This is a genomic window from Polaromonas sp. (genome assembly GCF_029945925.1).
In the GTDB taxonomy this organism is placed as follows: domain Bacteria; phylum Pseudomonadota; class Gammaproteobacteria; order Burkholderiales; family Burkholderiaceae_C; genus Polaromonas.
In genome coordinates this window covers 1-22,213 of record NZ_JAQSDN010000018.1, presented here as the reverse complement: position 1 = coordinate 22,213, position 22,213 = coordinate 1, and the positions used below count along the sequence as shown (strand labels likewise).

The 22,213-nt window shown below is 66.7% G+C and carries 29 protein-coding genes and 1 pseudogene; 19 read left to right on the top strand and 11 right to left on the bottom strand.

All coding sequences use genetic code 11. The features are described 5' to 3' along the window. The first annotated feature begins 84 nt into the window (after positions 1-84). A complete protein-coding gene (locus PSV40_RS04650) occupies positions 85-321 on the top strand; it encodes a hypothetical protein (RefSeq protein WP_300534800.1) in 237 nt (78 codons plus the stop codon). A 57-nt stretch (positions 322-378) separates the two neighbouring features. Here PSV40_RS04650 and PSV40_RS04645 read toward each other — a convergent pair whose 3' ends face one another. Next, positions 379-795, bottom strand: a complete 417-nt coding sequence (locus PSV40_RS04645; RefSeq protein WP_300534798.1) for a TspO/MBR family protein — start codon at positions 793-795, stop codon at positions 379-381. Positions 796-990: 195 nt separating this feature from the next. Between PSV40_RS04645 and PSV40_RS04640 the strand changes: the two genes are divergently transcribed. From PSV40_RS04640 to PSV40_RS04630, 3 genes are all read left to right on the top strand, one after another. Then, positions 991-1,179, top strand: a complete 189-nt coding sequence (locus tag PSV40_RS04640; protein WP_300534796.1) for an oxidoreductase-like domain-containing protein — start codon at positions 991-993, stop codon at positions 1,177-1,179. A 92-nt stretch (positions 1,180-1,271) separates the two neighbouring features. Beyond that, positions 1,272-1,952, top strand: a complete 681-nt coding sequence (locus PSV40_RS04635; protein WP_300534793.1) for a hypothetical protein — start codon at positions 1,272-1,274, stop codon at positions 1,950-1,952. A 179-nt stretch (positions 1,953-2,131) separates the two neighbouring features. Continuing rightward, complete coding sequence (locus tag PSV40_RS04630; protein ID WP_300534790.1) at positions 2,132-2,473, top strand: hypothetical protein; 342 nt, start codon at positions 2,132-2,134, stop codon at positions 2,471-2,473. A gap of 120 nt (positions 2,474-2,593) precedes the next feature. Here the strand turns inward: PSV40_RS04630 and PSV40_RS04625 are convergent, their stop codons facing one another. The 3 genes from PSV40_RS04625 to PSV40_RS04615 form a co-directional block, all read right to left on the bottom strand. Beyond that, complete coding sequence (locus tag PSV40_RS04625; protein ID WP_300534787.1) at positions 2,594-3,325, bottom strand: hypothetical protein; 732 nt, start codon at positions 3,323-3,325, stop codon at positions 2,594-2,596. A gap of 99 nt (positions 3,326-3,424) precedes the next feature. Next, positions 3,425-3,703: a hypothetical protein gene (locus tag PSV40_RS04620; protein ID WP_300534785.1), complete on the bottom strand. Its 279-nt coding sequence runs from the start codon at positions 3,701-3,703 to the stop codon at positions 3,425-3,427. Between the two features lie 451 nt (positions 3,704-4,154). After that, entirely contained in the window at positions 4,155-5,069 is a 915-nt protein-coding gene (locus tag PSV40_RS04615; RefSeq protein ID WP_300534782.1) for an SDR family NAD(P)-dependent oxidoreductase, read from the bottom strand. Between the two features lie 108 nt (positions 5,070-5,177). Between PSV40_RS04615 and PSV40_RS04610 the strand changes: the two genes are divergently transcribed. Next, positions 5,178-6,056, top strand: a complete 879-nt coding sequence (locus tag PSV40_RS04610; protein WP_300534779.1) for an NUDIX hydrolase — start codon at positions 5,178-5,180, stop codon at positions 6,054-6,056. Here the strand turns inward: PSV40_RS04610 and PSV40_RS04605 are convergent. The 3 genes from PSV40_RS04605 to PSV40_RS04595 all read right to left on the bottom strand — a co-directional run bounded on the left by PSV40_RS04605 (position 5,961) and on the right by PSV40_RS04595 (position 9,292). Then, positions 5,961-6,977 (bottom strand): tRNA-dihydrouridine synthase, encoded by a 1,017-nt coding sequence (locus tag PSV40_RS04605; RefSeq protein ID WP_300534777.1) that lies wholly within the window; start codon positions 6,975-6,977, stop codon positions 5,961-5,963. The genes PSV40_RS04610 and PSV40_RS04605 overlap by 96 nt on opposite strands. A 683-nt stretch (positions 6,978-7,660) precedes the next feature. Beyond that, positions 7,661-8,170, bottom strand: a complete 510-nt coding sequence (locus PSV40_RS04600; RefSeq protein WP_300534774.1) for a DUF1993 family protein — start codon at positions 8,168-8,170, stop codon at positions 7,661-7,663. Positions 8,171-8,362: 192 nt separating this feature from the next. Continuing rightward, the gene (locus PSV40_RS04595) at positions 8,363-9,292 is read right to left on the bottom strand and encodes a DUF808 domain-containing protein (RefSeq protein WP_300534771.1); all 930 of its coding nucleotides are present in this window, start codon (positions 9,290-9,292) and stop codon (positions 8,363-8,365) included. On the opposite strand from PSV40_RS04595, the pseudogene PSV40_RS22815 reads away from it, so the two are divergent. Then, a pseudogene (locus PSV40_RS22815) lies at positions 9,258-9,811 on the top strand (DUF2177 family protein). The gene PSV40_RS04595 and the pseudogene PSV40_RS22815 sit on opposite strands and share 35 nt — an antisense overlap. A 25-nt stretch (positions 9,812-9,836) precedes the next feature. Here the strand turns inward: PSV40_RS22815 and PSV40_RS04580 are convergent. Further along, positions 9,837-10,199, bottom strand: a complete 363-nt coding sequence (locus PSV40_RS04580; RefSeq protein WP_300534766.1) for a hypothetical protein — start codon at positions 10,197-10,199, stop codon at positions 9,837-9,839. A gap of 196 nt (positions 10,200-10,395) precedes the next feature. After that, positions 10,396-10,959, bottom strand: a complete 564-nt coding sequence (locus PSV40_RS04575) for a methylated-DNA--[protein]-cysteine S-methyltransferase (protein WP_300534763.1) — start codon at positions 10,957-10,959, stop codon at positions 10,396-10,398. 241 nt (positions 10,960-11,200) lie between these two features. Between PSV40_RS04575 and PSV40_RS04570 the strand changes: the two genes are divergently transcribed. Beyond that, on the top strand, positions 11,201-11,356 hold the full coding sequence (locus tag PSV40_RS04570) for a hypothetical protein (protein WP_300534761.1): 156 nt from the start codon (positions 11,201-11,203) through the stop codon (positions 11,354-11,356). Between the two features lie 18 nt (positions 11,357-11,374). Here the strand turns inward: PSV40_RS04570 and PSV40_RS04565 are convergent, their stop codons facing one another. Further along, positions 11,375-11,893, bottom strand: a complete 519-nt coding sequence (locus tag PSV40_RS04565; RefSeq protein ID WP_300534759.1) for a GNAT family N-acetyltransferase — start codon at positions 11,891-11,893, stop codon at positions 11,375-11,377. Between the two features lie 370 nt (positions 11,894-12,263). Between PSV40_RS04565 and PSV40_RS04560 the strand changes: the two genes are divergently transcribed. The 9 genes from PSV40_RS04560 to PSV40_RS04520 all read left to right on the top strand — a co-directional run bounded on the left by PSV40_RS04560 (position 12,264) and on the right by PSV40_RS04520 (position 19,329). Further along, the gene (locus PSV40_RS04560) at positions 12,264-12,560 is read left to right on the top strand and encodes a 2Fe-2S iron-sulfur cluster-binding protein (protein ID WP_300534756.1); all 297 of its coding nucleotides are present in this window, start codon (positions 12,264-12,266) and stop codon (positions 12,558-12,560) included. A gap of 144 nt (positions 12,561-12,704) precedes the next feature. Further along, positions 12,705-13,784 carry a M14 family zinc carboxypeptidase gene (locus tag PSV40_RS04555; RefSeq protein WP_300534754.1) on the top strand — a complete coding sequence of 360 codons (1,080 nt, stop codon included), beginning with the start codon at positions 12,705-12,707 and terminating at the stop codon, positions 13,782-13,784. Then, entirely contained in the window at positions 13,781-14,530 is a 750-nt protein-coding gene (locus PSV40_RS04550; protein WP_300534752.1) for an alpha/beta hydrolase, read from the top strand. Before PSV40_RS04555 ends, PSV40_RS04550 begins: the two co-directional genes overlap by 4 nt. A 251-nt stretch (positions 14,531-14,781) precedes the next feature. After that, the gene (locus PSV40_RS04545) at positions 14,782-15,183 is read left to right on the top strand and encodes a hypothetical protein (RefSeq protein ID WP_300534749.1); all 402 of its coding nucleotides are present in this window, start codon (positions 14,782-14,784) and stop codon (positions 15,181-15,183) included. Positions 15,184-15,335: 152 nt separating this feature from the next. Further along, a complete protein-coding gene (locus PSV40_RS04540; protein WP_300534911.1) occupies positions 15,336-16,034 on the top strand; it encodes a c-type cytochrome in 699 nt (232 codons plus the stop codon). Continuing rightward, complete coding sequence (locus PSV40_RS04535) at positions 16,022-17,299, top strand: cytochrome c (protein WP_300534746.1); 1,278 nt, start codon at positions 16,022-16,024, stop codon at positions 17,297-17,299. Before PSV40_RS04540 ends, PSV40_RS04535 begins: the two co-directional genes overlap by 13 nt. Positions 17,300-17,536: 237 nt before the next feature. After that, positions 17,537-18,844, top strand: a complete 1,308-nt coding sequence (locus PSV40_RS04530) for an NAD(P)/FAD-dependent oxidoreductase (RefSeq protein ID WP_300534743.1) — start codon at positions 17,537-17,539, stop codon at positions 18,842-18,844. Positions 18,845-18,883: 39 nt separating this feature from the next. Then, positions 18,884-19,027, top strand: a complete 144-nt coding sequence (locus PSV40_RS04525) for a hypothetical protein (protein ID WP_170954859.1) — start codon at positions 18,884-18,886, stop codon at positions 19,025-19,027. Between the two features lie 8 nt (positions 19,028-19,035). Beyond that, positions 19,036-19,329 (top strand): VF530 family protein, encoded by a 294-nt coding sequence (locus PSV40_RS04520; RefSeq protein ID WP_300534739.1) that lies wholly within the window; start codon positions 19,036-19,038, stop codon positions 19,327-19,329. Here PSV40_RS04520 and atpE read toward each other — a convergent pair. Next, positions 19,326-19,568, bottom strand: coding sequence for a F0F1 ATP synthase subunit C (atpE, locus tag PSV40_RS04515; protein WP_300534738.1), 243 nt, complete (start codon positions 19,566-19,568; stop codon positions 19,326-19,328). The two genes, PSV40_RS04520 and atpE, sit on opposite strands and share 4 nt — an antisense overlap. 38 nt (positions 19,569-19,606) lie before the next feature. Here atpE and PSV40_RS04510 point away from each other — a divergent pair, with 38 nt between their 5' ends. The 3 genes from PSV40_RS04510 (at position 19,607) to PSV40_RS04500 (ending at position 21,837) form a co-directional block, all read left to right on the top strand. Beyond that, the gene (locus tag PSV40_RS04510) at positions 19,607-20,308 is read left to right on the top strand and encodes a pseudouridine synthase (protein ID WP_300534736.1); all 702 of its coding nucleotides are present in this window, start codon (positions 19,607-19,609) and stop codon (positions 20,306-20,308) included. Positions 20,309-20,383: 75 nt separating this feature from the next. Further along, entirely contained in the window at positions 20,384-21,031 is a 648-nt protein-coding gene (locus tag PSV40_RS04505; protein ID WP_300534734.1) for a protocatechuate 3,4-dioxygenase, read from the top strand. Between the two features lie 50 nt (positions 21,032-21,081). Next, positions 21,082-21,837 carry an SDR family NAD(P)-dependent oxidoreductase gene (locus PSV40_RS04500; protein ID WP_300534732.1) on the top strand — a complete coding sequence of 252 codons (756 nt, stop codon included), beginning with the start codon at positions 21,082-21,084 and terminating at the stop codon, positions 21,835-21,837. The last annotated feature ends 376 nt before the right edge of the window (positions 21,838-22,213 follow it).

Sequence of the window (22,213 nt, the reverse complement as noted above, 5' to 3'; positions counted from 1 at the left end):
GTCAAGCGCTTGCCGCCACGGGGCGGTTATTGCTAGCATCCGGTGTCAGCATTTTCTGACGCGCATTGGACATGGGAGATTCGCATGAAACTCATCATTGCTGCCGCGGCCCTGGCCGCCTCGTCACTGGCCCTGGCCCACAACTGCCCCAACGAAATGAAGGCGATAGACGCCAAGCTCGCCGGGAACCCCAAGCTGTCCGCTGCCGACATGGGCAAGGTCAAGGCCCTGCGTGCCGAAGGAGAGACCTTCCACAAGGCCGGCAAACACGACGAATCGATGAAAGCCCTGGGCGACGCCAAAAAACTGCTGGGCCTGTGAGCCTGCGCTGGCGCCAGCGCCTGAGCGCGGCCAGCACGTGCGGACGGCGCATCTTCTTCAGGCGCCCCGGTTCAGCCAGGTGATGCTGAGCTGCAGCGCCGTCGCAAACAGCACCCACAGCAGGTAGGGGATGTTGACCCAGACCACCCAGCGCGCGCGCTGCCGGATGGCCGTCATGGCCCAGACCAGCGTGCCCAGCACCAGCAGGATGTCGAGGCTGGCCAGCGCATTGTTTTTCAAACCGAACTGGATGGGCGTGTAAGCCAGGTTGAACAGCAGGTTCAGGATGAAAGGCAGCAGCACGCGAAACGGCAGGCGACGCCTGAGGTATTGCAGTAGGACAAAACCGAAGCTGACGGCGATGATGATGTAGAGAACCGACCACACCGGGCCGAACACCCCTGCCGGTGGTGCAAAAAAAGGCTTGCTCAACTGGGCGTACCAAGCGGCGCTGCTGCTGCTGCTGCTGTCCATGAAAATCCTTCGAAAAAACCCTTGATGAGATCGCGTTGAAGTCGCGTTGACATCGTGATGACTGTTTTTAGCACCCGACGGGCTATCACATAAGCACCCGACGCTGATCCTCAGGTAGGACGTGGCCGCGCAAGCCGGCTGGCCGGCGTGTCCGCCTGAAGCGGCTACCATGGCATGTAGACCGGCCTGCCGGCGGTGCACGATTTTCCCACCCATGACGACACCCCCGCCCCTGCCAGTCCCGACGCGGGCACGTTTTTGCGGGCGCCGCCGGCCGAACCCACCACCTGCTGCGGCCGCGGCTGCAACGGCTGCGTGTGGGAAAGTTACTACGCTGCGGCCGCCTGGTGGCAGGAAGAAGCGCTGCAGAGGCTGGAGGCTTGACTTGCCTTCCCACTTGGACGACCATCCATCGACACGCTGGCATTGAACGGCCAGAGCGCTCTGGCCAGGGCCGGCCGCGAAGGGTTCACCACATGAGACAAGTGTTCGAGCGACTGCTGGGGCTGAAGAACAGGACGGCCGACGGTCCGGATTCCGGGCTGAAACCGGTGGCCAGCACGCCGGCGGCGACCACCCGGGACAGCCAGCACACCATTGAGGACAACTCCGACAACGGCACGCGCCGCCAGCTCGTGCAGATGCTGCTGCGCGACTGCCTGCGCAGGCATGGCATTGCGGCGGACTGGGTGGAGTGCCAGATGCTGGTGGTCAACAGCCGCAGCCGAGGCCCGGGCATGTACGTGCGGCTGGTGCTGCGTCATTGGGACGCACGCCTGTTGACCTATGCCTTCGCTTTTCAGAACGAGCTGCTCGCCGCGATCACCCAGTTCGAACCGCAGTCCGGCACCTGGCTGCACGGCATTTCCTGGGAATTCAAGGTCGGGGACAGCTGCCCCTACCCCGACATGCCCGATCCGGCCATCTGGGGGGCGCCGGCACGTGCCGCCGCGCCCGTTGCGGTTGCCGCGGCAGCACCCGCTGCCGTCATGGCAGCAGCATCGGCCATGCCGGCGGCTGAGGCCGAAGACGACGTGATGCGCGACCTGAAGGACCTGCAAAACATGTTTGCGGCACGCGACGCCAGTATCGAGCAGGAGGCGGCAGCGGGCGCCCACGCCGACTTCCAGCCGACGCAGCCTTCGAGCTTGCGTTAGGGTTTGGCATCAATCGGCCTCCAGCCCTTACACCACTTGCGCAACGAGCTATATATATGATAGCAAACGAACTCCGGGACAACGTGCGGCCAGCGTGTCGGCTGACACCACAAGCGGTCACCCGCCTGCGCCGTGGGCCGGAAGACGGGCGCAAGATGGCCCTTTTGAAAGGCCCGCGCATGAATACCGTCCTGAAATACGCCCTCGCCGCCCTGCTGCCCGCGCTGTCCGGCGGCCAGGCGCTGGCCTGCTACACCGTCTACAACCGCGCCAACCAGGTGATCTACCATGCCGCGCAGGCCCCGGTGGACATGCGTTACCAGTTGCACCAGACCCTGCCCGCGATTTTTCCCGGCGGCCACATGGTGTTTTCCATCACCGACACCTCGTGCCCGCCGGTCAACCTGACCCGCAGCCATGTCGGGGATTCGGTGGGCGGCAGGGTAGCTTACGCGGCAGGACCCGGAGAAGCCATGATGCAGGCACCCGGGCACCGGCCTTACAAAGAGGCCCGGAACTAGTGCAGTGTTGCACGCTATCTGGAACATAAAACTGCGTGGTTTGCGCCTTGCCCTGACCCAAAATCCATCGCTTTTATTTGTTCCACAAGCATGCAACTGCATTAGCGGCGGGAACGCGTTTCAAGACGGCTGCAGCACCGCAACCCTGTCACCAAACACGGCCTGCAGCGGCCGCGTTTCCGGCAGCACATAAACCACGCCGCGGCGCGTGCCGAGCGCGGGTTTGACCACCGTGTCGTAAAACCCGGCCGGCAGATTGATGCAGCCAAAGGAAATGCGGTTGTCGTCCGGCGTGGCGGACGCGAGCCGCTCCAGCCGGCGCTCTTTCGGGTCCTTGGCCCGCACGCGATGCATGGACACGGCCGCCGCGTAGTCCACCCAGACAATGTCTTCGCCAAAGGAGTTCACGCCGGGCAGCGAGACAAACCGGCCGGCTGGCGTGGTGCGTTCGTGCGGCAGGATGGCCGATATTTCTCGCTCGCCAATGCCGGACACCGAATCGTCGCCGAGGGCAGACCCCATCAGGGCCGGGGTGGCGCCGCTGAGTTGTCCGTTCGGGTGGAAGACAAACACCCTGACATGCTGTTTGTCGACGATGACAAACGGCATGCCCTGGTGATCGCGCGATGCCATCACCCAGTCGGCCATCTGGCGCACGGGCGGTGAAGACTCTTCGGACAGGAAATCGGCCACCCGCGGGAAATCAGCCACGGCGGGCACGGCCGCACTTTGCCGGCTTTGTGTCGATGTGACATGCCCCGGCAACACCAGGGCCAGCACGGCACACCCCATGCCCAGCCCCTTGAGGATGGCGTCCAGGGGTGAGGCGTCTGTCGGGGTCATGTCAGACATATCGGGATTTCAGATTGAGCGTACAAAGGGGGGCAGGGACGCCCCGTGACAACACGGAGCGTCCCTGCGAAAGCCTTGCGCATGAGGGATGGCGCGGGCTTAGTTGCGGTCAGCGCGGGGCTCCGGCATCACGGTACCGGTCTGCATCGTGCTGCTGTTGCTGGTGTCGGCCGACGTTCCTGTACCGGTGGCAGGCTGAGCCTGCATGGTCGTGCCGGCGGCGGGATTGACGTCAGGTGCCTTCATCTCTGCGGCACCCTGTCTGTTCAGGTCGCCGGGGGCACCGGGTGTTGTGCCGGATTGCGCATAGGCAAAACCAGCGCCGGCGACAAGGGCTGCAGCAGTGATGGCAGCGGTCAGGGATTGATTGAGTTTCATGAATGGCTCCTGAATGAAAAACCCGGTGAGGGGCGATAGGGTGTATGCCGACCGGAGGGCCGACTGGTTTCAATTTAGGACGCCCCCCATGCCGCTGGGGTGGGCCTCATCCGCATGCGCCTGTAGGACGGGTCCGGTCCGCAGCCCGACGCGGCCTATTCAATAGCGTATCGAATGGACATGCCATCGCGGGCGGGCCCCCTCTGCCTCCCGGCGTCATCGCCACTTTTATTCCGGGCCTCCGGTGCCACGCCGGACACGGCCTACAGCGTTCATCTGCGCCGGCCTGCAACACGGACCGGCCGCGCACAACGACACTGGCACCGTGCCCGCCGGGTTCGCGCTACAAAGACAGGTATCGGACTTCCGCCCTTTGGCGAAACGTCGGAACATTGCCCAGCGAACCCGGCGGCATCTTTGGCATCTGTCCCTCGCGTCTTACTCCCGTCTCTTACGCCGGCAGTCTGCCGGCCATGGCCTTGCCGACCTCGTTGCTGCCTTGCGCAGCGCCGCTTTGCGGCACCATCTCGCCAGCGCGTTCCGTCACCTCGGCCAGCCGCGCGGCCAGCGCCTCCGGCACCTGTTCACCCATGCCCAGGTACAGGCCCTGGGTCAACGTGATGTTGGCCGCCTCGAAGGTGCCGGCGCCCGCGCAAAGAATGGTGCGTGTCGGCGCATCCTGCGACGCCAACACCAGCATGGCTGGCACCACGGCTTCGGGCTGCAGCGCCTGCAGCACCTCTTCGGGCATCAGCCCTTCCGTCATGCGCGTGGCAGCCGTCGGCGCCAGGCAGTTGACGCGAATGTCGTTTTTCGCGCCCTCGATGGCCAGCGTCTGCATCAGCCCGACCAGCGCCATCTTGGCCGCACCGTAGTTGGACTGGCCGAAGTTGCCGTACAGGCCCGACGACGAGGTGGTCATCACGATGCGGCCGTATTTCTGCGCCGCCATGATGTCCCACACGGCCTTGCTGCAATGCACGGCACCCATCAGGTGCACATTCATCACCAGCGCGAAGTCGGCCAGGTCCATCTTGGCAAAACTCTTGTCACGCAGGATGCCTGCGTTGTTGACGAGGATGTCCACGCGGCCCCAGGCGTCCATGGCCTGCTGCACCATGGCCTGTACCGCCGCAAAGTCGGTGACCGACGCGCCGTTGGCCATGGCCTCGCCGCCGGCCGCCCGGATCTCGGCCACCACCGCGTCGGCGGCACTGACCGATCCGCCCGAGCCGTCGCGCGCGCCGCCCAGGTCGTTGACCAGCACCTTCGCGCCGCGCCTGGCCAGGGCCAGGGCATGTTGCCGGCCCAGTCCGCCGCCTGCGCCCGTGACGATGGCCACCCGGCCCTTGAAATCAATACCCATTTGCTTGTCCTTGTCGTGTTGGTGATGCCTGGTCCGCCGCAAGTCTGATAGCCTCGGAAACCAGGTCGTACTGTACTGGACCGCCCCGTCTCCCCCCTGAAAGCTGCCATGGAACTCAACCTCGAAACCGTCACCACCCCGCCGCGTCCGGCAGCCACCGTGGTGTTGCTGCGCGATGCGCCCGCGGGCCTGGAGGTATTCCTCATGAAGCGCCATGGCCTGTCCGACGTGCTGGGCGGCGCCTACGTGTTTCCCGGCGGCAAGATCGATGTCGCCGACGCCGAGCTGGACATGGCCGCCCACCTGGACCAGCCGCTGGACCTGCTGCATGCCGGGCTGAACGAGCCCGGCATCGACCTGCGCACGGCCGGCGCGGTGTATGTGGCGGCGCTGCGCGAGGCTTTTGAAGAGTCCGGGGTGCTGTTCGCCCAGGGCCAGGCCCTGCCCGGCCTCGCCGACCGGGCCGCCGCCCTGCTGCGCGAAGGCCACGGCTTCAATGCCGTGCTGGTCCGCATGGCCTTGCGCCTGCAGACACTCAACGTGGTGCCCTGGTCACGCTGGATCACCCCCGTCACTCCCTCGGTGACCAACAAGCGTTTCGACACGCGTTTTTTCGTGGCGGCAGTGCCCGGCGGTCAGGTGGCCAGCCACGACAATTTCGAGACCACCGAGAGCATCTGGCTGAGCCCGCGCCATGCGCTGCAGCAGTACTGGGACCGCCAGATCGAGCTGGCGCCGCCGCAAATCATGAGCCTGGCGCATCTGTCACGCCACGCGGGCGTTGAAAGTGTTCTGGCCGAGGCCCGCGGGCGCCGGCCGCCGGTGATCCAGCCCGAGCCCTTCGAGCACGAAGGCAGCCGGGTGATCTGTTACCCGGGCGATGCGCGCCACTCAGTGCGCGCGCAGGCCCTGCCCGGGCCGACACGCCTGAGCTACCGCAACAGGCGGTTCGAACCCGACGCCGGCTTCGAGGCCCTGTTCGGCTAGCCAGCGGGAAATCGCAGCCGGTTGGTTGACGGTGCGCAGCGCCTGGAACGCCAGCTCTGCCTCGGGATAACGGCGGCGCAAAAAGTTGAGCCACTGCTTGAGGCGTCCGGCGCGCGAGTGCGCATCAAGCCGGCTGCAGACCAGTTCCCAGAACTGGGCGATCAGCGGCAGCAGGGTGTCCCAGGTCAGCCCCGCAGCAGAGCCACCGCCGCGGATGGCCAGCGCCAGACCCGGATCGGCCACCGCACCGCGGCCCAGCATCAGCATCTCGCAGCCCGAGGCCTGCCGGCACAGGCGCGCATCGTCCACCGTCCAGATCTCGCCGTTGGCCACCACGGGAATGCTGACCGCCGCGCGGATGTCGGCAATACGTTCCCAGTAGGCCGGCGGCCGGTAGGCCTGCGCCTTGGTGCGCGCATGCACCACCAGCTCGTCGGCGCCGCTGCCGGCAATCGCCTGTGCGCAGGCGATCGCCTTGCTGTCGTCGTTGAAACCCAGGCGCATCTTGGCCGACACCGGCAGGTGCGCCGGCACGGCGCGCCGCACGGCCGCCACGATGGCCGCAATCGTGTCGGGCTCGTCGAGCAGCGCGGCACCGCCGCCGTGGCGGTTGACCACCTTGGCCGGGCAGCCGAAGTTGAGGTCGATGCCGGCCGGCCCCAGCGTGGCAAGCCGGGCGGCGTTTTCGGCCAGGCACACCGGGTCGGAGCCCAGCAGTTGCGCACGCACCGGCACACCCGCCAGCGTGCGCCCGCCGGTGTGCAACTCGGGCACGATGCGCGTGAAGACGCGTTCGGGCAGCAACTGGTCGGTGATGCGGATGAACTCGGAAACGCAGCGGTCAATGCCGCCGGCCCGCGTCAGGATGTCGCGCAGCACGAAATCGAGCAGCCCTTCCATGGGCGCGAGCAGAATGGTCATGGCTCCCATGCTAACGCGTGGCCTGCCGGGACCCGCAGGCGGCCGCCGCGCGGACACCGCGATCCCGTTGCGGCTCTTGTGTCAAAGCGGCCGCCAGCCCTTGCACCGTGGTCGCAACCAGCTCTATTTTTGATAGCAAATTATGCCCGGTCAGCGCGGCGTGGGAACAGCCGGCGGCGGTCAAACTGCCAGCCAATCCGGCATGATGACCACATCGCCCGGAACCGGCCTCGTCAAACCACAGCCATGGCCAAGCTACGGCGCGGATTTGCAATGCCGCCATGGCGCAAAAGACGCAGACGCGGTTTTATGTTCCAGATGGCGTGCAACACTGCACCACGGTCTGACACCGCGGACCCCGCCGTCCTTGCACGCTGGTCCTACAAGGGACGCGGGCACGTCTTACATGCCGCGCTGCACAAGAGGCCTAAATTGGCTGCTTCATTGAAGGAGACCCCATGGCCCGGCTTGACGCCCCCCGCACAGCACGCAGCAGCCCCCGCACCCTTCCCGTCACCCCGCAGGCGGACGAGGACACGGTGGCGCCCCGCAAGGGCTGGCCCTTTGCGGAAGGATCGCAGAACCACCTTGATGAAACCTCGGCACCGTGGCCACGGCCTTCGGCCTGGCGCTCCTCAGTCCAGCCCGCCCGGCCGTCGCCACAAAAATAAACGGCCGTCGGCTCAGTAGCTGCCGATGTAATCCTTCTTGCCGATGTCCACCCCGCTGTGGCGCAAGATGGCATAGGCCGTCGTGGTGTGGAAAAAGAAATGCGGCAAGCCGTAGTTCAGCAGGTAGGACTGGCCGCTGAAGATCTTTTCCTTGGGTGTGCCGGCCTGCGTGACGATCTGGCGTGCTTCGCTGCCGTCGATCTGCGCCGCGCTGAGGCTGTCCATAAACGCCAGGGTCTTCGCAATGCGCGCCCGCAGGTCGGCAAAACTTTCTTCCTTGTCCTCAAAACCTGGCACCTCCACGCCCGCGATGCGTGCCGACACACTTTTTGCAAAATCGCAGGCCACCTGCACCTGGCGCAGCAAGGCAAACATGTCGGGGTAGAGCCGCGCCTGCAGCAAGGCAGCGGGCGTGATGTTGCGCGCCGTGGCGTGTGCCTCGGCCTTGGCCAGAACGGCACTCAGGCCTCCGAGCATCTGTTTGAAAACGGGAACGGAAGCCTGGTACATCGAGAGGGTCATGGAAAGGGTCCTGGGAGTAAAGCAAAAAAAACGGGTTGTCCGGCAATGGGCCCGCAGGGGGCAATGGATGCCGGAACTGAACGGCAGGCGCACCTTGCGGCACGCCAGCCATTATGGCGAATCGGGCTGGACAGCGTTGGCTCTGGCGGGCGCGGCTTCAGCTTGCGCAGGCCGGCCACCAGCGCCGGAGATTCAGGCCGGCTTCTGGCTTCGCATCCGCTGGACCAGCGTCACAGCGCCCAGCACCAGCGCACCGGCGACCATGCCCACCAGCGCGTCGGCCAGCAAGGGGGTGACCGCACCCAACACGCTGCCGACGCGCGCGGCCAGCGCTTCGATGGCGTGGTCCAGCGCAGGAACGCCGTGCGTGAGGATTCCGCCGCCGACCAGAAACATCGCGGCCGTGCCGGCCACCGACAGCGCTTTCATGAGCCAGGGCGCCGTCAGCACAATGCCGCGGCCGAAGCTGCGCCGCAGGCGGGCCGCCCCGCTGTCGCCTGTTTTCTGGCTCAGGTAGAGCCCGGCATCGTCAAGCTTGACGATGCCGGCCACCAGGCCATACACCCCCACGGTCATGGCAATCGCAATCCCGCTGAGAACCGTGACCTGGGTGATGAAGGGACTGGCCTGCACCGTGCCAAGCGTGATCGCAATGATTTCGGCCGAGAGGATGAAGTCGGTCCGTATCGCGCCCTTGATCTTGTCCTTTTCGACCGCCACCAGGTCCACCGAGGGATCGGTCAGCGCCTCCAGCAATTTTTTTTCCCGGGCCTCGTCTTCGGCCCGGCTGTGCAGGAATTTGTGCGCCAGCTTCTCGAAGCCTTCATAACAGAGGAAGGCGCCGCCAACCATCAGCAGGGGCGTGACGGCCCAGGGCGCAAACGCGCTGATGGTCAGCGCCACCGGCACCAGAATGGCCTTGTTCAGGAAAGACCCCTTGGCCACCGCCCACACCACCGGCAGCTCGCGGTCCACTTTCACGCCGGCGACCTGCTGGGCGTTCAGCGCCAGGTCGTCACCGAGCACACCGGCGGTTTTCTTGGCGGCCACCTTGGTGAGCAAGGCCACATCGTCGAGCACGGTGGCAATGTCATCAATCAGCGCAAACAGGCTACTGGCCATGGAGATATTCCTGAAAAGTGGGCGAACGAAAAAAGCATATTGTCGTCCGGCATGCGCCAGCGCCGCGCCGGCCACGGCAAATCCGCGGAGAATGGCCGCAGCCATGAAAAAAACACTGACCGCCTACCTCGCCGCCCTGCTCTTTCTCGTGGTGGCCGACGGCATCTGGCTCGGGCTGCTGATGCCGCAACAGTACCAGGCGTGGCTGCCCCTGTTGCTGCGGGCCGCCGCGTTTTACCTGCTTTACCCGGTCGGCGTGGGGATGTTGGCCGTACTGCCCGCCCTGGAGCGGTCCAGCTGGACCCATGCGGCCGCCCTGGGCGCGCTGCCGGGCCTGCTGGCGATGGCACCTATGACCTGAGCAACCTGCAGGACTGGCCGCTGCAGCTGACGCTGGTGGACATGCTCTGGGGCACCGCTTTGACGGCAGTGGCCGCCATAGCAGCTTTCCTCGCTGCCCGCGCCTGGGGCCGCCCAAACGCTTTGGCGCGCCCTCGGAAATCACGCAGCTGCGACTGATCCCCGTTTGACGCTTGCCGACTGATCAGTAACGGCGGGCGGTCAGGCGCCCCAGCACAAAGCCGGCCAGCAGCGCAAAGCCGACCGCCTGCAGCGGATGGTCCTTGATGTAGGCTTTGGAATGGTCAACCGCCTGCAGCGGCGCGTCGGTCAGGCGGTGCGCCTGGTCGCTGAACTTGCCCGCGACCGAACTGGCGCCGCTGGCCAGTTTGTCCACCGTCTCGTGGGCTGCGCTCGCGGCACGGTCCACGGTGTTGCGGGCAGGTTCAGCCACCTTGTCAATCGTGTGGTGAAGCGTGCTGCCGGCCTGGTCCACGCCGCGCATCAGTGCGCTTTCGCTCGACGAGATGGCGGAACCGGGAGGGGCGCTGGCGGTGGATTTTTCCATGGTGAAGTCCTTTGGTGAATGCGATGGGAATCGGAAAATGGGCGTGTCCCCAGGTCAAGGCGGGGCATGGCTTGGGGCGCACAGTGCACTTTCCCGCACGCCGCGCCTGCACGGTGTGCGGAGGGACAGGCGCTGGCTGTAGGACAAGGGAGCCAGTGCGCCTGGCCCGTCCTGTCCTGTCCGGGTAACGGGCGAGTCAGTCGAACAGGCCGGGTGTGCCGCGCATGGCGCCTTCGATGAGCAGCAGCCTGAGCTTGGTACGGATGCCGCCGCTGGCTGAAAACCCGCCCGGCTTGTCGCCCGCCGCCAGCACGCGGTGGCAAGGCACCACGGGCGCAAACGGGTTGCGCCCCAGGGCCTGACCCACCGCACGCGCCGCGCCGGGCTCTCCCAGCCGGGCCGCCACCTCGCCGTAGGTCAGGGTCTGGCCCGGTGCGATGTCGCGCGCCACGGCATACACACGCTGGTGAAACTCGGGCACGCCGCGCATGTCGAGCAGCAGCGTGCTGAAGTCGTGCGCCTGCCCGCGCAGCATCGCCACCACGCCTGCAACGGCGGCCTGCACATTGGCCGGCGGCGCCGCCTCCTGCCCGTTGGGGAAGCGCTCGCGCATGCGTTCACGGGTCTGCTGCGCCCCGGCCTCGGGCAGTTGCACACCCCGGATGCCCGCGTCGCCCCAGGCGATGCCGCAGCAGCCGATGGCGGTGTCTAACAGTGTGAAAAAAGGGGTGTCGGTGGCGGTGCGCATGGAAGCAGTCATCGTAATACAGCGCGCAGCCCGGTCATGCCGGGCGCCGCCCTGCCGGCCGGACATTGCTACTCAATCCATAGCTGTCTGCGCAATACCGGCAAGGGCCAAGGGCCAAAATCGTGCATAAAACCAGCCCGGCTGCTGCACCGCACTGTCGGCCTGCGCTGACAGGCGAACAGAGGTTTTTCCCAGGCGCTGGTTGCGGCAACGGTGCAACATGGGGCTCCACCACAGCCCAGCGGAGCACATCATGACCTCATGGATCGCCAGCGACAGCGGACGCCGTCTCCGGGACAGCCCCGAGGAAGCCACCGGCCAGGAAGAAACCGACGACCTGCCCTTGACGCCGGAAGAAGACATGCCGGTGATTCCGGACGACGAACGCGTGATCGACGTGCCGTCCTGAACCGGGTGGCGGGCTGGATCAGCCCACGTCGCGCTTGAGGCGGATTTCCTCAAGCTTGACGGAACCGATCACCACGGTCTTGAGCGAGGTCATCTCGCGCTTGAAGCCTGCGTGTTCATGAAAACGCAGCGCGCGCTCGTTGCGCACCGGCACCCAGATGGTGACCTTGGTGCAGCCTTCTTCCTTGAGGCCGTCGTTGGCCGCATCCCACAGGGCCACGCCAACGCCTTTGTCCCAGTGCGCCGGGTCCACAAAAATGGCCCAGATCTCGCCGCAGGTGGAGGGTGTTCCCTTGTCGCGCGAACGGTCAAAGCCGACAAAACCGATCACACGCTCGCCGTCGGTGGCCACATGCACCTGCGGCTCCATGTATTCGATGGCATCGCGCCAGAACTGCTGGCGTTTGTCCACCGCCAGCGTGCCCAGCTGGTCATCGGGCACCAGCCCCTTGTAGGCGGCGCGGGAAGAGATGTCGTTGATTTCGGCGATGGCTTTGGCATCGCGCACGGTGGCGGGGCGAACTTGGTAGCTGGACATGAAAAAAGACGCGCAGAGGAATCGTTGTTGGGGGACCCGGATTGTCGCAGCAAATGCGTCCGCGCCCCCTGCCGCACCCAGACAGCCGTCACACCGCCTTCATACCGCCTTCATACCGCGGTCAGGCCGCCATCAACCGTGTGGGCATGCCCATGGACAAAAGAGGCCGCGTCCGGGCTGAGCCACAGCCCTGCCAGAGCGTGTCCCGCCTGGGACCTGCCGTCGCCTGCGCGGCAGCACCCATGGCGCGTGTCGAAACCCAAAAAAAGTCGGAACGCTCCATCCCTCACCCCGGCCCTCTCCCAGAGGGCGAGGGTGAGAGCGGTCCCATTCACTGTCGTGTATCTGGAAAGATCCATAAACTGGTGCCATGCCCGCAGTATTCGACGACAACGCCGTTTTCCAGGTCCGCCTGGGATCTGCGGGCCCGCATTTTGCTGCGCCTGCCTCGCAGCCCCTGCTGCAGTCGGCGCTGCGGGCCGGCATCATGCTTGAAAGTTCCTGTCGCAACGGCACCTGCCGCAGCTGCATGTGCCGCCTGGCCAGCGGCCAGGTGGTGTACCGCATCGACTGGCCGGGCCTGAGCGCCGAAGAAAAAGCCGAGGGCTACATCCTGCCCTGCGTCGCCTACCCGGTGTCCGACCTGGTGATCACGCTGCCGGCCTGAGCGCCGGCGAAAAAATAAATGAAATCAGCCTCCAGCCCAATAAGGACGGGCGCAAGCAGCTACTTTTTTCATAGCAACTCCAAACCGGCCGCCACAGGCTGCGCCGCACATCGTTTTGTCACACCGCTGTGTCAGGATGGAGACATGGACTTTCTGCGCCCGCCTCCCGGCGGTTTTGACCTCTCCCGTCTGGCCAGCACCCCCGACAGCACCGCCACCTTTGCCGAACATGAAGAGTTCAAGGCCATCCTGCTGGCCGGCAGCACGCATTTCGACATCCAGGCGGTGGGCGAGGTTGCCACCCGCGGCCCGTCTTTCGCGCTGTACACCGCCAGCATCGGTTCGCGCGACCCGCGGGCGCCCGCGGTCGGTTTTTTCGGCGGCATCCACGGCCTGGAGCGCATCGGCACCCAGCTGATCCTGGCCTGGATGCGGGCGCTGCTGTTCCGCCTCGAATGGGACGAGCTGCTGCACCAGCAACTTCGGAAGGTGCGGCTGGTGTTCATGCCCATCGTCAACCCGGGCGGCATGTGGGCGCACAAGCGTGCCAACCCGCGCGGCGTGGACCTGATGCGCAACGCACCGCAGAGAGCCGAAAGCCGTGTGCCCTTTCTCGCCGGCGGGCAGACCTTCAGTCCGCTGCTGCCCTGGTATTGCGGCCGGCCCGGCGCGCCCATGGAAATCGAAAGCGCGGCCCTGCTGCAGGTGGTGCGCGAGCAACTGGCCAGCCGCCCCTTCAGCCTGGCGCTGGACTGCCATTCAGGCTACGGCTTTGACGACAGCCTCTGGTTTCCCTACGCCAAGACGCGGCGGCTGATGGCGCACCTGCCCGAAATGTTCGCGCTCAAGACCATGCTCGAGCAATCGCACCCGCACCATGACTACAGCTTCGAGCCGCAAAGCAACCAGTACCTGCTGCACGGCGACCTCTGGGACCACGCCTATGACCAGGCGCCGGCCAGCCACGTGTTTCTGCCGATGACGCTGGAACTCGGCTCCTGGCTGTGGATACGCAAGAACCCGCGCCAGCTGTTCTCGCGCCACGGCATGTTCAACCCGATCAAGGCGCACCGCGTCAAGCGGGTGCTGCGCCGCCATGCGGACCTGCTGGACTTCCTCACCCGCGCCGCCTACGCCGCGCCGGGCTGGCTGCCCGCGGGCGAGCGGCGTGCCCAGCTCGCCCAACTGGCGGTGGCGCACTGGCGCCCAAGGCGGGCGCCATGAGCTGGGTCCTGTTGCGTGGCCTGACCCGCGAGGCCAGGCACTGGGGCGGTTTGCCGCAGCAACTGGCCGGCCTCCCGGGCGTCGGCCAGGTCGTGACGCTGGACCTGCCGGGCAACGGCGTGTTTCACCGCCAGCTGTCGCCGGCCTCGGTGCGCGGCATCATGGCGCTGGCACGCCACCAGTTGCAGGCGCAGGGCGTGGCGCCGCCCTGGAACCTGCTGGCGATGTCGCTGGGCGGCATGGTGGCGACCGACTGGGCGCAGCAGCATCCGCAGGAGGTCCACCGGCTGGTCCTCATCAACACCAGCATGCGTCCCTTCAGCCCCGTGACCGAAAGGCTGCGCCCCGGCAACTGGCCGGCCCTGGCGCTGCTGGCCGCGCGCTGGCACAACGCGGACCACACCGAACGCACCATCCACCGGCTGACCTGCAACAACACCTCATCACGCGAGGCTGATATCGCGGCATGGGTCCACATTCGCCAGACGGCCCCGGTGAGCCCGGGCAACGCCTGGCGCCAGCTGCTGGCCGCTGCACAGTTTTCGAGCGGCCCCCAGGCGCCGCACTGTCCCACGCTGGTGTTGTCGTCCAGCGCCGACCGGCTGGTGAATCCGCGCTGCTCACACCGGGTGGCCGACGCCTGGCAGGCGCCCCACCACAGCCACCCCTGGGCCGGCCACGACCTGCCGCATGATGACGCCGGCTGGGTCTGCCGGCAGCTTGCCCGCTGGCTGGCCGAGGCGTGACATTGCTCCTTTTTTGATAGCTGTCCGCGCTTTCCCTATCATTGAGAATTCCATAAATCATGACAGGCAACGTAATTCCGTTCGCCCTGAGCTTGTCGAAGGGCTTCGACAAGCTCAGCCCGACGGTGTGGTGTCAGGAATGACGAAAACATCAATAGCGCCGGAGTCGCACAGGGGCTGGCAGGCGCCGGTCAGCAGGCCCCGGACAAGTCAGGGAAAATTCAGCTTTGCCTGCCAAGCTCAGCACTTCGATGAAGACGCCAGTTATTGTTCAAGCCCGGGAGACCGCGGCACCCGCTGCCGGGTCGATTCACGTCGCGCCCACGCGCGACAAGCGCATCTGGGCGCTGGCGCTCGGCACGGCGGCGGTCTGGTACCTGGACCCGGCTTTGGCAGAGATGGCCGAACTGGTGGGCGGCATCGCCTGCGCGTCCAACAAGTCGCTGGTCAGGGACGATATCTCGGACATGCGCCTCAAGGCCGGGGCCTTGCGCCAGCAGGTCGGGCCGCTGCCGGCCAGCGCCCTGGCCAAGGTGGTCAGGCGCACCGAAGCGGCCAGCGGCGCCGTGCTCGACAAAGGTGCGCGCATGAAAGAGCTGCAGGCGAGCTGGGACCACTTCCTGGCCTGCCTGCGCAGCAGCCCCAAACGCTAACGTACCCGCCGGGACCGCCCGCTGCCGCTGCACTGACCATCTTCATCGGCAACGCGTCTGGGACCGGTGCCCCTGCCCCAAGGCATGATGCCCCCGTGAAAACATTTTTATTTCTTCCCTCCACCGCGCTGACGCACCTGCTGGCCGCGGCCATCTGGCTGCTGGCCGGTACGGCGGGCGCCGCCCCGTTTGAAGACACCATCGCCCAACGCACCCTGGCCTGCACCGCCTGCCACGGCGCCCAGGGGCGCGCCGGCCCCGACGGTTATTACCCGCGCCTGGCCGGCAAACCCGCCGGCTACCTGTACAACCAGCTGCTCAACTTCCGCGACGGCCGGCGCCACTACGCGCTGATGACGCAACTGGTCGATCCGCTGTCCGACGACTACCTGATGGAAATTGCGCGCTACTTTTCGGCGCTCGACCTGCCCTACCCGGCCCCGGCCGCGCCGGCGGCTGCGCCTGACGTGTTGCAACGCGGGAAGATGCTCGTGATGCAGGGTGACCCCGGGCGGCGCCTGCCGGCCTGCGTCTCCTGCCACGGCCAGGCCATGACCGGTGTCACCCCCCATGTTCCCGGCCTGCTGGGGCTGCCGCGCGACTACCTGAACGCGCAGCTCGGCGCCTGGCGCACCGGACAGCGGCGTGCCCACGCGCCGGACTGCATGGCCGACATCGTCGCCCGGATGAGCGACGCAGACATCCATGCCGCCACCAGCTGGCTGGCGGCCCAGCCCCTGCCGGCCAGCAGCAAACCGGCGGCAACCCTGCCGGCCGCGCCCGCCGGCCAGGGGGAGCCGGCGTGCGGCAGCGCCGTCGCGCCGCGGGGCACCCGGCCATGGAACGGCTGACCACCTGGATCCTGGTCAGCGCCGCGGCGGCGCTGGCACTGGCCGCCCTCGTCTGGCAGCTCAACGTGCGCGATGAACCCAACGTCACGACGCCCGTGGCCACCGCGGCCGCGCTTCCGGCGCGGATAGCACGTGGCGCCTACCTCGCGCGCGCCGGCAACTGCATGAGTTGCCACACCACACGCGGCGGCACGCCCTGGGCCGGCGGCCGCGGCATAGACACGCCGTTCGGCACCGTGTTTTCGAGCAACCTGACCCCCGACCGCCGCACCGGCATCGGTCAGTGGTCACCCACCCATTTCTGGCGTGCCATGCACAACGGCCGCTCCCGGGACGGCCGCCTGCTTTACCCGGCCTTCCCCTACACCAACTACACCGAAATCACGCGCGAAGACTCGGACGCGCTCTACGCCTACCTGCACAGCCTGCCGCCGGCCACGCAGCCCAACACGCCCCATAGCCTGCGCTGGCCCTTCAGCACGCAGGCGGCGCTGGCGGTCTGGCGCGCGCTCTACTTCAGCCCGGCGCGTTACGAGCCTGACACCCAACAGACGGCCGAGTGGAACCGCGGCGCCTACCTGGTGCGCGGCCTGGGCCACTGCAGCGCCTGCCACAGCACGCGCAATGCGCTGGGGGCCACCAACACCCCGCTGGACCTGGCCGGCGGCCTGATCCCGATGCAGAACTGGTACGCGCCCTCGCTGACTTCGGCGTCGGAGGCCGGCGTGGCCGACTGGACGCCGGAACACATTGCGGCCCTGCTCAAGACCGGCGTGTCGCCGCGCGGCTCGGTGCTCGGGCCCATGGCCGAGGTGGTGCTGCACAGCACCCAGCACCTGAGCGATCAGGACCTGGCGGCCATGGCCGTGTTCCTGAAGTCGCTGCCGCCTGCGCCGGTGGCCCGCGCTTCCACCGCAGCGTCAGGCCGCCTGCCGCCCGCCGGTGCCAAGTTGTACGAGCAGCATTGCGCGCAGTGCCACGGCGACCAGGGCCAGGGCGTGCCGGGCGCCTACCCGCCGCTGGCCGCCAACCGCGCCGTGACCATGGACTCCACGGCCAACCTCGTGCAGATCGTGCTCAACGGCGGTTACGCCCCGGCCACGGCCGGCAACCCGCGCCCCTTCGGCATGCCTCCGTTTGTCCTGGTGCTCGACGACACCGAACTGGCCACGCTGCTGACGTACCTGCGCAGCGCATGGGGCCACCAGGCGAGCGCGGTGACACCTACCGAGATCAATCGCATGCGGGGGGAGAACCAGCGGTGAGGGTTGGCGGCCTTTTTTTGCTTGCTCGATTTGCAGTAGTACCTCCAGCTAGCCGGGGGTTGCCCGGCTTGCTGGCCAACCACCAAAGCTATCCACACCAGAAACCCAATCACACCCAACCCGATTTCCACAACGATAGAGTCTCCACCCCAAACCCGCAGCAGCATCAGGCACCCCCGGCAGTTACCATGTCGCCACAACAACACTGCCGGCGCCTGATGCCGAGGAGGGAAATTCATGCAACGTATCGTCATCGTCGGCGGGGGCGCAGGCGGGCTGGCGCTGGCCACGCAACTGGGCAAGCGCCTGGGCAAAAAAGGCCAGGCTGAAATCACACTGGTGGACGCCGCGCGCACCCATGTGTGGAAGCCGCTGCTGCACCAGCTGGCGGCCGGCAGTTTTGACACGCATGCCGAGGAGATCGAGTACCTGGCCCAGGCGCGCTGGAACCATTTCAAGTTCCGCCTCGGCCGCCTGGAAGGTGTGGACCGTGCCGCCAAAACCGTGCAGCTGGCCGCCAGCCACGACGAGGCCGGGCGCGAGATCACGCCGGCGCAGCAGCTGGGCTACGACACGCTGGTGATTGCCGTGGGCAGTCAGACCAACGACTTCGGCACCCCGGGCGCGGCCGAACACACGATCAAGCTGGACAGCCCGCAGGCGGCCAAACGTTTCAACGACCGCCTGATCAATGCCTGCATACGCGCCCAGACCGTGCCGCGCAGTGCCGGTAGCGGCCGCCTGACGGTGGCCATCGTCGGCGGCGGCGCCACGGGGGTGGAACTTGCTGCAGAACTGCATGCCTCGGCCAAGGTGCTGGCCAACTACGGCTTTGACCACATCCACCCGGAAAAGGACTTGCAGATCGTGCTGGTCGAAGCGGCGCCGCGCCTGCTGGCGCAACTGCCCGAACGGCTGAGCGACGCGGCCCTGCGCGAGCTGCGCAAGCTGGCCATCGAGGTGCATACCAATGAAAAAGTGGTGGAAGTCACCGCGGACAGCCTGAAGATGGCCAGCGGCAAGGTGATCTCCTCCAGCCTCAGCGTCTGGGCCGCCGGCGTCAAGGCCGGCGATTTCCTGAAGACTTTGGGCGGCGCAGATCCGCTGGAGACCAACCGGCTCAACCAGCTCGTCGTCAGCGGCAACCTGCAGACCACGGACGCCAGCATCTACGCTTTCGGCGACTGCGCTGCCTGCCAGCAACCCGACGGCACCTGGGTGCCGCCACGTGCGCAGGCTGCCTACCAGCAGGCCATGTACCTGGTCAAGGCGCTGCCGCGGCTGCAGCGCGGCGAGCCGGTTTCCCCCTTTGTCTTCAGGGACCAGGGCTCGCTGGTGTCGCTGTCGGAGTATTCCTCGGTCGGCAGCCTGATGGGCAGCCTGACCAAGGGCAGCTTTTTCATCGAGGGGCAACTCGCCAAGATCATGTACTGGGCGCTGCACAAGCAGCACCAGCTGGCGCTGGGCGGCTGGAAAAAAACCGCCCTGATCACGCTGTCGGAAATGATTGACCGTACCTATCGTCCGCGCATCAAGTTGCACTGATAATCAGTCCACATCCCCATCAACCCACCGGAGAACACCATGGCAAAAGGACAGCAAAACAAGGACAAGATGGTCAAGAAGCCCAAGAAGGACACGGCACCCCCGAAAGCGGTGTCGCCCGATGCGGTGCGCCCAACCGTCGTCACGCAAGTTCCCGTGCGCGGCAAGCTGAAAAACAAATAAGCGGGCGAATGACGCAGTCCGACACGCCTGCAGCGACACCGGCCCAGCCCGGCAACCCGCTGCACGGCGTCACGCTGGAGGCCATGGTCACCGCCCTGTCGGACCACTATGGCTGGGAAGGGCTGGGCCAGCGCATCGCGATTCGCTGCTTCACCTTCGAGCCGAGTGTCGCGTCCAGCCTGAAGTTCCTGCGCAAGACCCCGTGGGCCCGGGAAAAGGTCGAAAGCCTTTACCTCTTCATGCTGCGCGAGCAGCGGCGCGCCGCCCCGACCGTGCACAACTTCCCGCCGCCGAAAAGCTAGGTGGCCAGCGGGTTGCCGAACAGCAGCATCATGGCCACGCCGACACCGATCAGGAAGTTGGCATCGATCAGGCCCGCCAGCAAAAACATCTTGACCTGCAACGGCTCCATCAGTTCGGGCTGGCGCACCGACCCTTCGATGAAGCGGCCGCCCATCACACCAATGCCCAGGCAGGCACCAATCGCGCCCAGGCCGATCATCAACCCACATGCAATCGAAATGGCACCTGCGTCACTCATGATGTCTCTCCTTCAAGGTACTTGCTGATGGGTCCATCATGAATGCGGGTCACCCGGAGATCCATGACCTTGCAGGTCATGGCGATGCCAATAGCTTCGACCTCGTCCATGCCAATGCCGCCCTGCTGGTGCTGGCCAAACCCGCCGGCCTGCTGGCGGTGCCGGGCAAGGGCGAGGACAAGCAGGACTGCCTGAGCGCACGTGTCCAGGCAAGCTACCCCGACGCGCTGGTGGTGCACCGTCTCGACATGGCCACCTCGGGCCTGATGCTGATGGCGCGCAGCATCAGCATCCAGCGTGCCCTGGGCGCGCTGTTCGAGCGCCGCGAGATCCACAAACGTTATATCGCCGTGATCGCTGGCCGGCCCACGGCCACCCCCGGTGCCGGTCCCGCGGGCTGGAGCCTGATCGACCTGCCCATCGTGGTGGACTGGCCGCGCCGGCCACTGCGCATCATCGACGCCGAACGCGGCAAGCCCAGCCAGACGCGCTGGCGGGCCGTGGCGTTTGACGCGCCTACCCACAGCACCCGCGTGGAACTCGAGCCCGTCACCGGCCGCTCGCACCAGCTGCGTGTGCACCTGCAGGCCCTGGGTCACCCGATTCTGGGCGACAGGCTGTATGCGCCGCAGGACGTGCAGGCCCGCGCGTCCCGGCTGCTGCTGCATGCCTGCGCGCTGGGTTTTGTGCACCCGGTCAGCGGCCTGCCCCTGCAGTTCGACAGCCCGGCGCCCTTCTGACACCTTCTGACCAGGGCGCCAGGCCGGAACTTCAGCGCCCGCTCCGCATCCCACGCAGATCACCGGAGAACTTCGATGCGCCCTGTCTCACCGCCCCCCTCTCCCGGCGCCCTGCTGCGCCGCCGCACCGTGGCTGCCGCCCTGGTGGCGGCGCCTGCGCTGTGGCTGGGTCCCCGCGCCCAGCCGGCCGCCAGCCGCCGCGCCACACCGGCGCAAACCGAAGGGCCGTTTTACCCGGTGGCCCTGCCCCGGGACAGCGACCATGACCTGCTGCGCAACGGCACGCTGACTTACCCCGAAGGGCAAAGCGCCTGGGTCGAGGGCAGCGTCAGCGACCTGGCCGGAAAACCCGTGGCCGGCGCGCAGGTGGAGATCTGGCAATGCGACCACGCCGGCCACTACCATCACCCCGGTGACGGCGACAGGGCCGACCGCCGCTTCCAGGGCTTTGGCCGCGTGACGGTGGACGCCGAAGGCCGCTACCGCTTTCGCACCCTGCGACCGGTGGCGTATGCCGGGCGCACGCCGCACATCCACGTCAAGGTCAAACTCGGCCAGCGGGAAGTGTTGACCACCCAGCTGTATGTGGCCGGCGACCCCCGCAATCCGCGCGACTTCCTGTGGCGCAGCCTGGGCGAGGCGGACCGGGCGGCCCTGACCGTGCCGTTTGCGCCGGGCGGTGACGGCCTGCAGGCCCGCTTTCCCATCGTGCTGGCCGCCTGAACCGCCGGGACACGGATCGGCGTCACCGTTTGCCGGTAACATCCCTAGCCATGACCCAACACCTCTTTATCCTGACCGGCGCCTCCCGCGGCATGGGCCTGGCCATGGCGCGCAAGCTGCTCATCCCGGGCAACACCCTGCTGTGCATTTCACGCAAGGCCAATGAGACGCTGGCCGCGCAGGCCAAGATCGCCGGCACGCCGCTCCTGCAGTGGACGCTGGACCTGGCGCGAAGCGCGGACGCCAGCGCGCGGCTCGAACAATGGCTGCGCGAGCAGGCCCACGCCGGTTTCTCCAGCGCCGTGCTGATCAACAATGCCGGCATGATTCCGCGCATCGGCCCGCTCAGCGACGCCGATGCCGACGACCTGCAGCTGGGGCTGCGTGTCGGCCTGGAAGCGCCCATGCAACTGACCGCGGCGTTTTTGCGTGCCACCGAAAACTGGCCGGCGCGGCGCAAGGTGCTCAATATCTCGTCGGGGTTGGGGCGCAAGGCCATGGCCTCGCAGTCCATCTATTGCGCGGCCAAGGCTGGCATGGACCACTTCACGCGCTGCGTGGCGCTCGAAGAAGCCCTCAAGCCCAACGGCGCGGCGGTCTGCTCGCTTGCGCCCGGCGTGATCGACACCGACATGCAGGTCCAGTTACGCAGCGCCGCCGCGTCGGCTTTTCCCGACCAGCAGAACTTCATCAGCCTCAAGGAAAAGGGCCAGTTGACGTCGCCGGACGAAGCCGCCGCACGCATCCTGGCCTACCTGGCCCGACCGGACTTTGGCAGCCAGCCGGTGGCCGACGTGCGGGACTGAAATCGGGCTGCTGCGTTTTTGATAGCTTCTGGCGCTTGTAGCATCTGGGCTGGAGACCGATTTATTTCATGAGTCGATTTGAAGGTGGTTGAAGTCCTTGGCGGCATCACGCTGCGTTTCCGGTTCGCCCGGGGCAGTAGGCGCAACTCCCCACTCCCACCCTAACCCTAACCCTCCCTCGCCCCGCTGGGCGATGGAGGGGACTTTCATTTGGCCAAGTGTGCTGCGCTCGCGTGCAAACATAGCGGCCGCGTGCCCCGACATGACGCGCTTCGCGCGTCATGTCTCCCCGCACCCGCACCCGCACCCGATCCCGTTTCATTTCCCCCACCCGTCGGGCTGGGCCGAGGAGCGCAGGCAAAAGCGGATCAGGGCT

Coding starts and splice junctions, on each gene's coding strand:
- PSV40_RS04650 (WP_300534800.1), top strand. CDS start 85: ATGAAACTCATCATTGCTGCCGCGGCCCTGGCCGCCTCGTCACTGGCC.
- PSV40_RS04645 (WP_300534798.1), bottom strand. CDS start 795: ATGGACAGCAGCAGCAGCAGCAGCGCCGCTTGGTACGCCCAGTTGAGC.
- PSV40_RS04635 (WP_300534793.1), top strand. CDS start 1,272: ATGAGACAAGTGTTCGAGCGACTGCTGGGGCTGAAGAACAGGACGGCC.
- PSV40_RS04630 (WP_300534790.1), top strand. CDS start 2,132: ATGAATACCGTCCTGAAATACGCCCTCGCCGCCCTGCTGCCCGCGCTG.
- PSV40_RS04625 (WP_300534787.1), bottom strand. CDS start 3,325: ATGTCTGACATGACCCCGACAGACGCCTCACCCCTGGACGCCATCCTC.
- PSV40_RS04620 (WP_300534785.1), bottom strand. CDS start 3,703: ATGAAACTCAATCAATCCCTGACCGCTGCCATCACTGCTGCAGCCCTT.
- PSV40_RS04615 (WP_300534782.1), bottom strand. CDS start 5,069: ATGGGTATTGATTTCAAGGGCCGGGTGGCCATCGTCACGGGCGCAGGC.
- PSV40_RS04610 (WP_300534779.1), top strand. CDS start 5,178: ATGGAACTCAACCTCGAAACCGTCACCACCCCGCCGCGTCCGGCAGCC.
- PSV40_RS04605 (WP_300534777.1), bottom strand. CDS start 6,977: ATGACCATTCTGCTCGCGCCCATGGAAGGGCTGCTCGATTTCGTGCTG.
- PSV40_RS04600 (WP_300534774.1), bottom strand. CDS start 8,170: ATGACCCTCTCGATGTACCAGGCTTCCGTTCCCGTTTTCAAACAGATG.
- PSV40_RS04595 (WP_300534771.1), bottom strand. CDS start 9,292: ATGGCCAGTAGCCTGTTTGCGCTGATTGATGACATTGCCACCGTGCTC.
- PSV40_RS04580 (WP_300534766.1), bottom strand. CDS start 10,199: ATGGAAAAATCCACCGCCAGCGCCCCTCCCGGTTCCGCCATCTCGTCG.
- PSV40_RS04575 (WP_300534763.1), bottom strand. CDS start 10,959: ATGACTGCTTCCATGCGCACCGCCACCGACACCCCTTTTTTCACACTG.
- PSV40_RS04570 (WP_300534761.1), top strand. CDS start 11,201: ATGACCTCATGGATCGCCAGCGACAGCGGACGCCGTCTCCGGGACAGC.
- PSV40_RS04565 (WP_300534759.1), bottom strand. CDS start 11,893: ATGTCCAGCTACCAAGTTCGCCCCGCCACCGTGCGCGATGCCAAAGCC.
- PSV40_RS04560 (WP_300534756.1), top strand. CDS start 12,264: ATGCCCGCAGTATTCGACGACAACGCCGTTTTCCAGGTCCGCCTGGGA.
- PSV40_RS04555 (WP_300534754.1), top strand. CDS start 12,705: ATGGACTTTCTGCGCCCGCCTCCCGGCGGTTTTGACCTCTCCCGTCTG.
- PSV40_RS04550 (WP_300534752.1), top strand. CDS start 13,781: ATGAGCTGGGTCCTGTTGCGTGGCCTGACCCGCGAGGCCAGGCACTGG.
- PSV40_RS04545 (WP_300534749.1), top strand. CDS start 14,782: ATGAAGACGCCAGTTATTGTTCAAGCCCGGGAGACCGCGGCACCCGCT.
- PSV40_RS04535 (WP_300534746.1), top strand. CDS start 16,022: ATGGAACGGCTGACCACCTGGATCCTGGTCAGCGCCGCGGCGGCGCTG.
- PSV40_RS04530 (WP_300534743.1), top strand. CDS start 17,537: ATGCAACGTATCGTCATCGTCGGCGGGGGCGCAGGCGGGCTGGCGCTG.
- PSV40_RS04525 (WP_170954859.1), top strand. CDS start 18,884: ATGGCAAAAGGACAGCAAAACAAGGACAAGATGGTCAAGAAGCCCAAG.
- PSV40_RS04520 (WP_300534739.1), top strand. CDS start 19,036: ATGACGCAGTCCGACACGCCTGCAGCGACACCGGCCCAGCCCGGCAAC.
- atpE (WP_300534738.1), bottom strand. CDS start 19,568: ATGAGTGACGCAGGTGCCATTTCGATTGCATGTGGGTTGATGATCGGC.
- PSV40_RS04510 (WP_300534736.1), top strand. CDS start 19,607: ATGAATGCGGGTCACCCGGAGATCCATGACCTTGCAGGTCATGGCGAT.
- PSV40_RS04505 (WP_300534734.1), top strand. CDS start 20,384: ATGCGCCCTGTCTCACCGCCCCCCTCTCCCGGCGCCCTGCTGCGCCGC.
- PSV40_RS04500 (WP_300534732.1), top strand. CDS start 21,082: ATGACCCAACACCTCTTTATCCTGACCGGCGCCTCCCGCGGCATGGGC.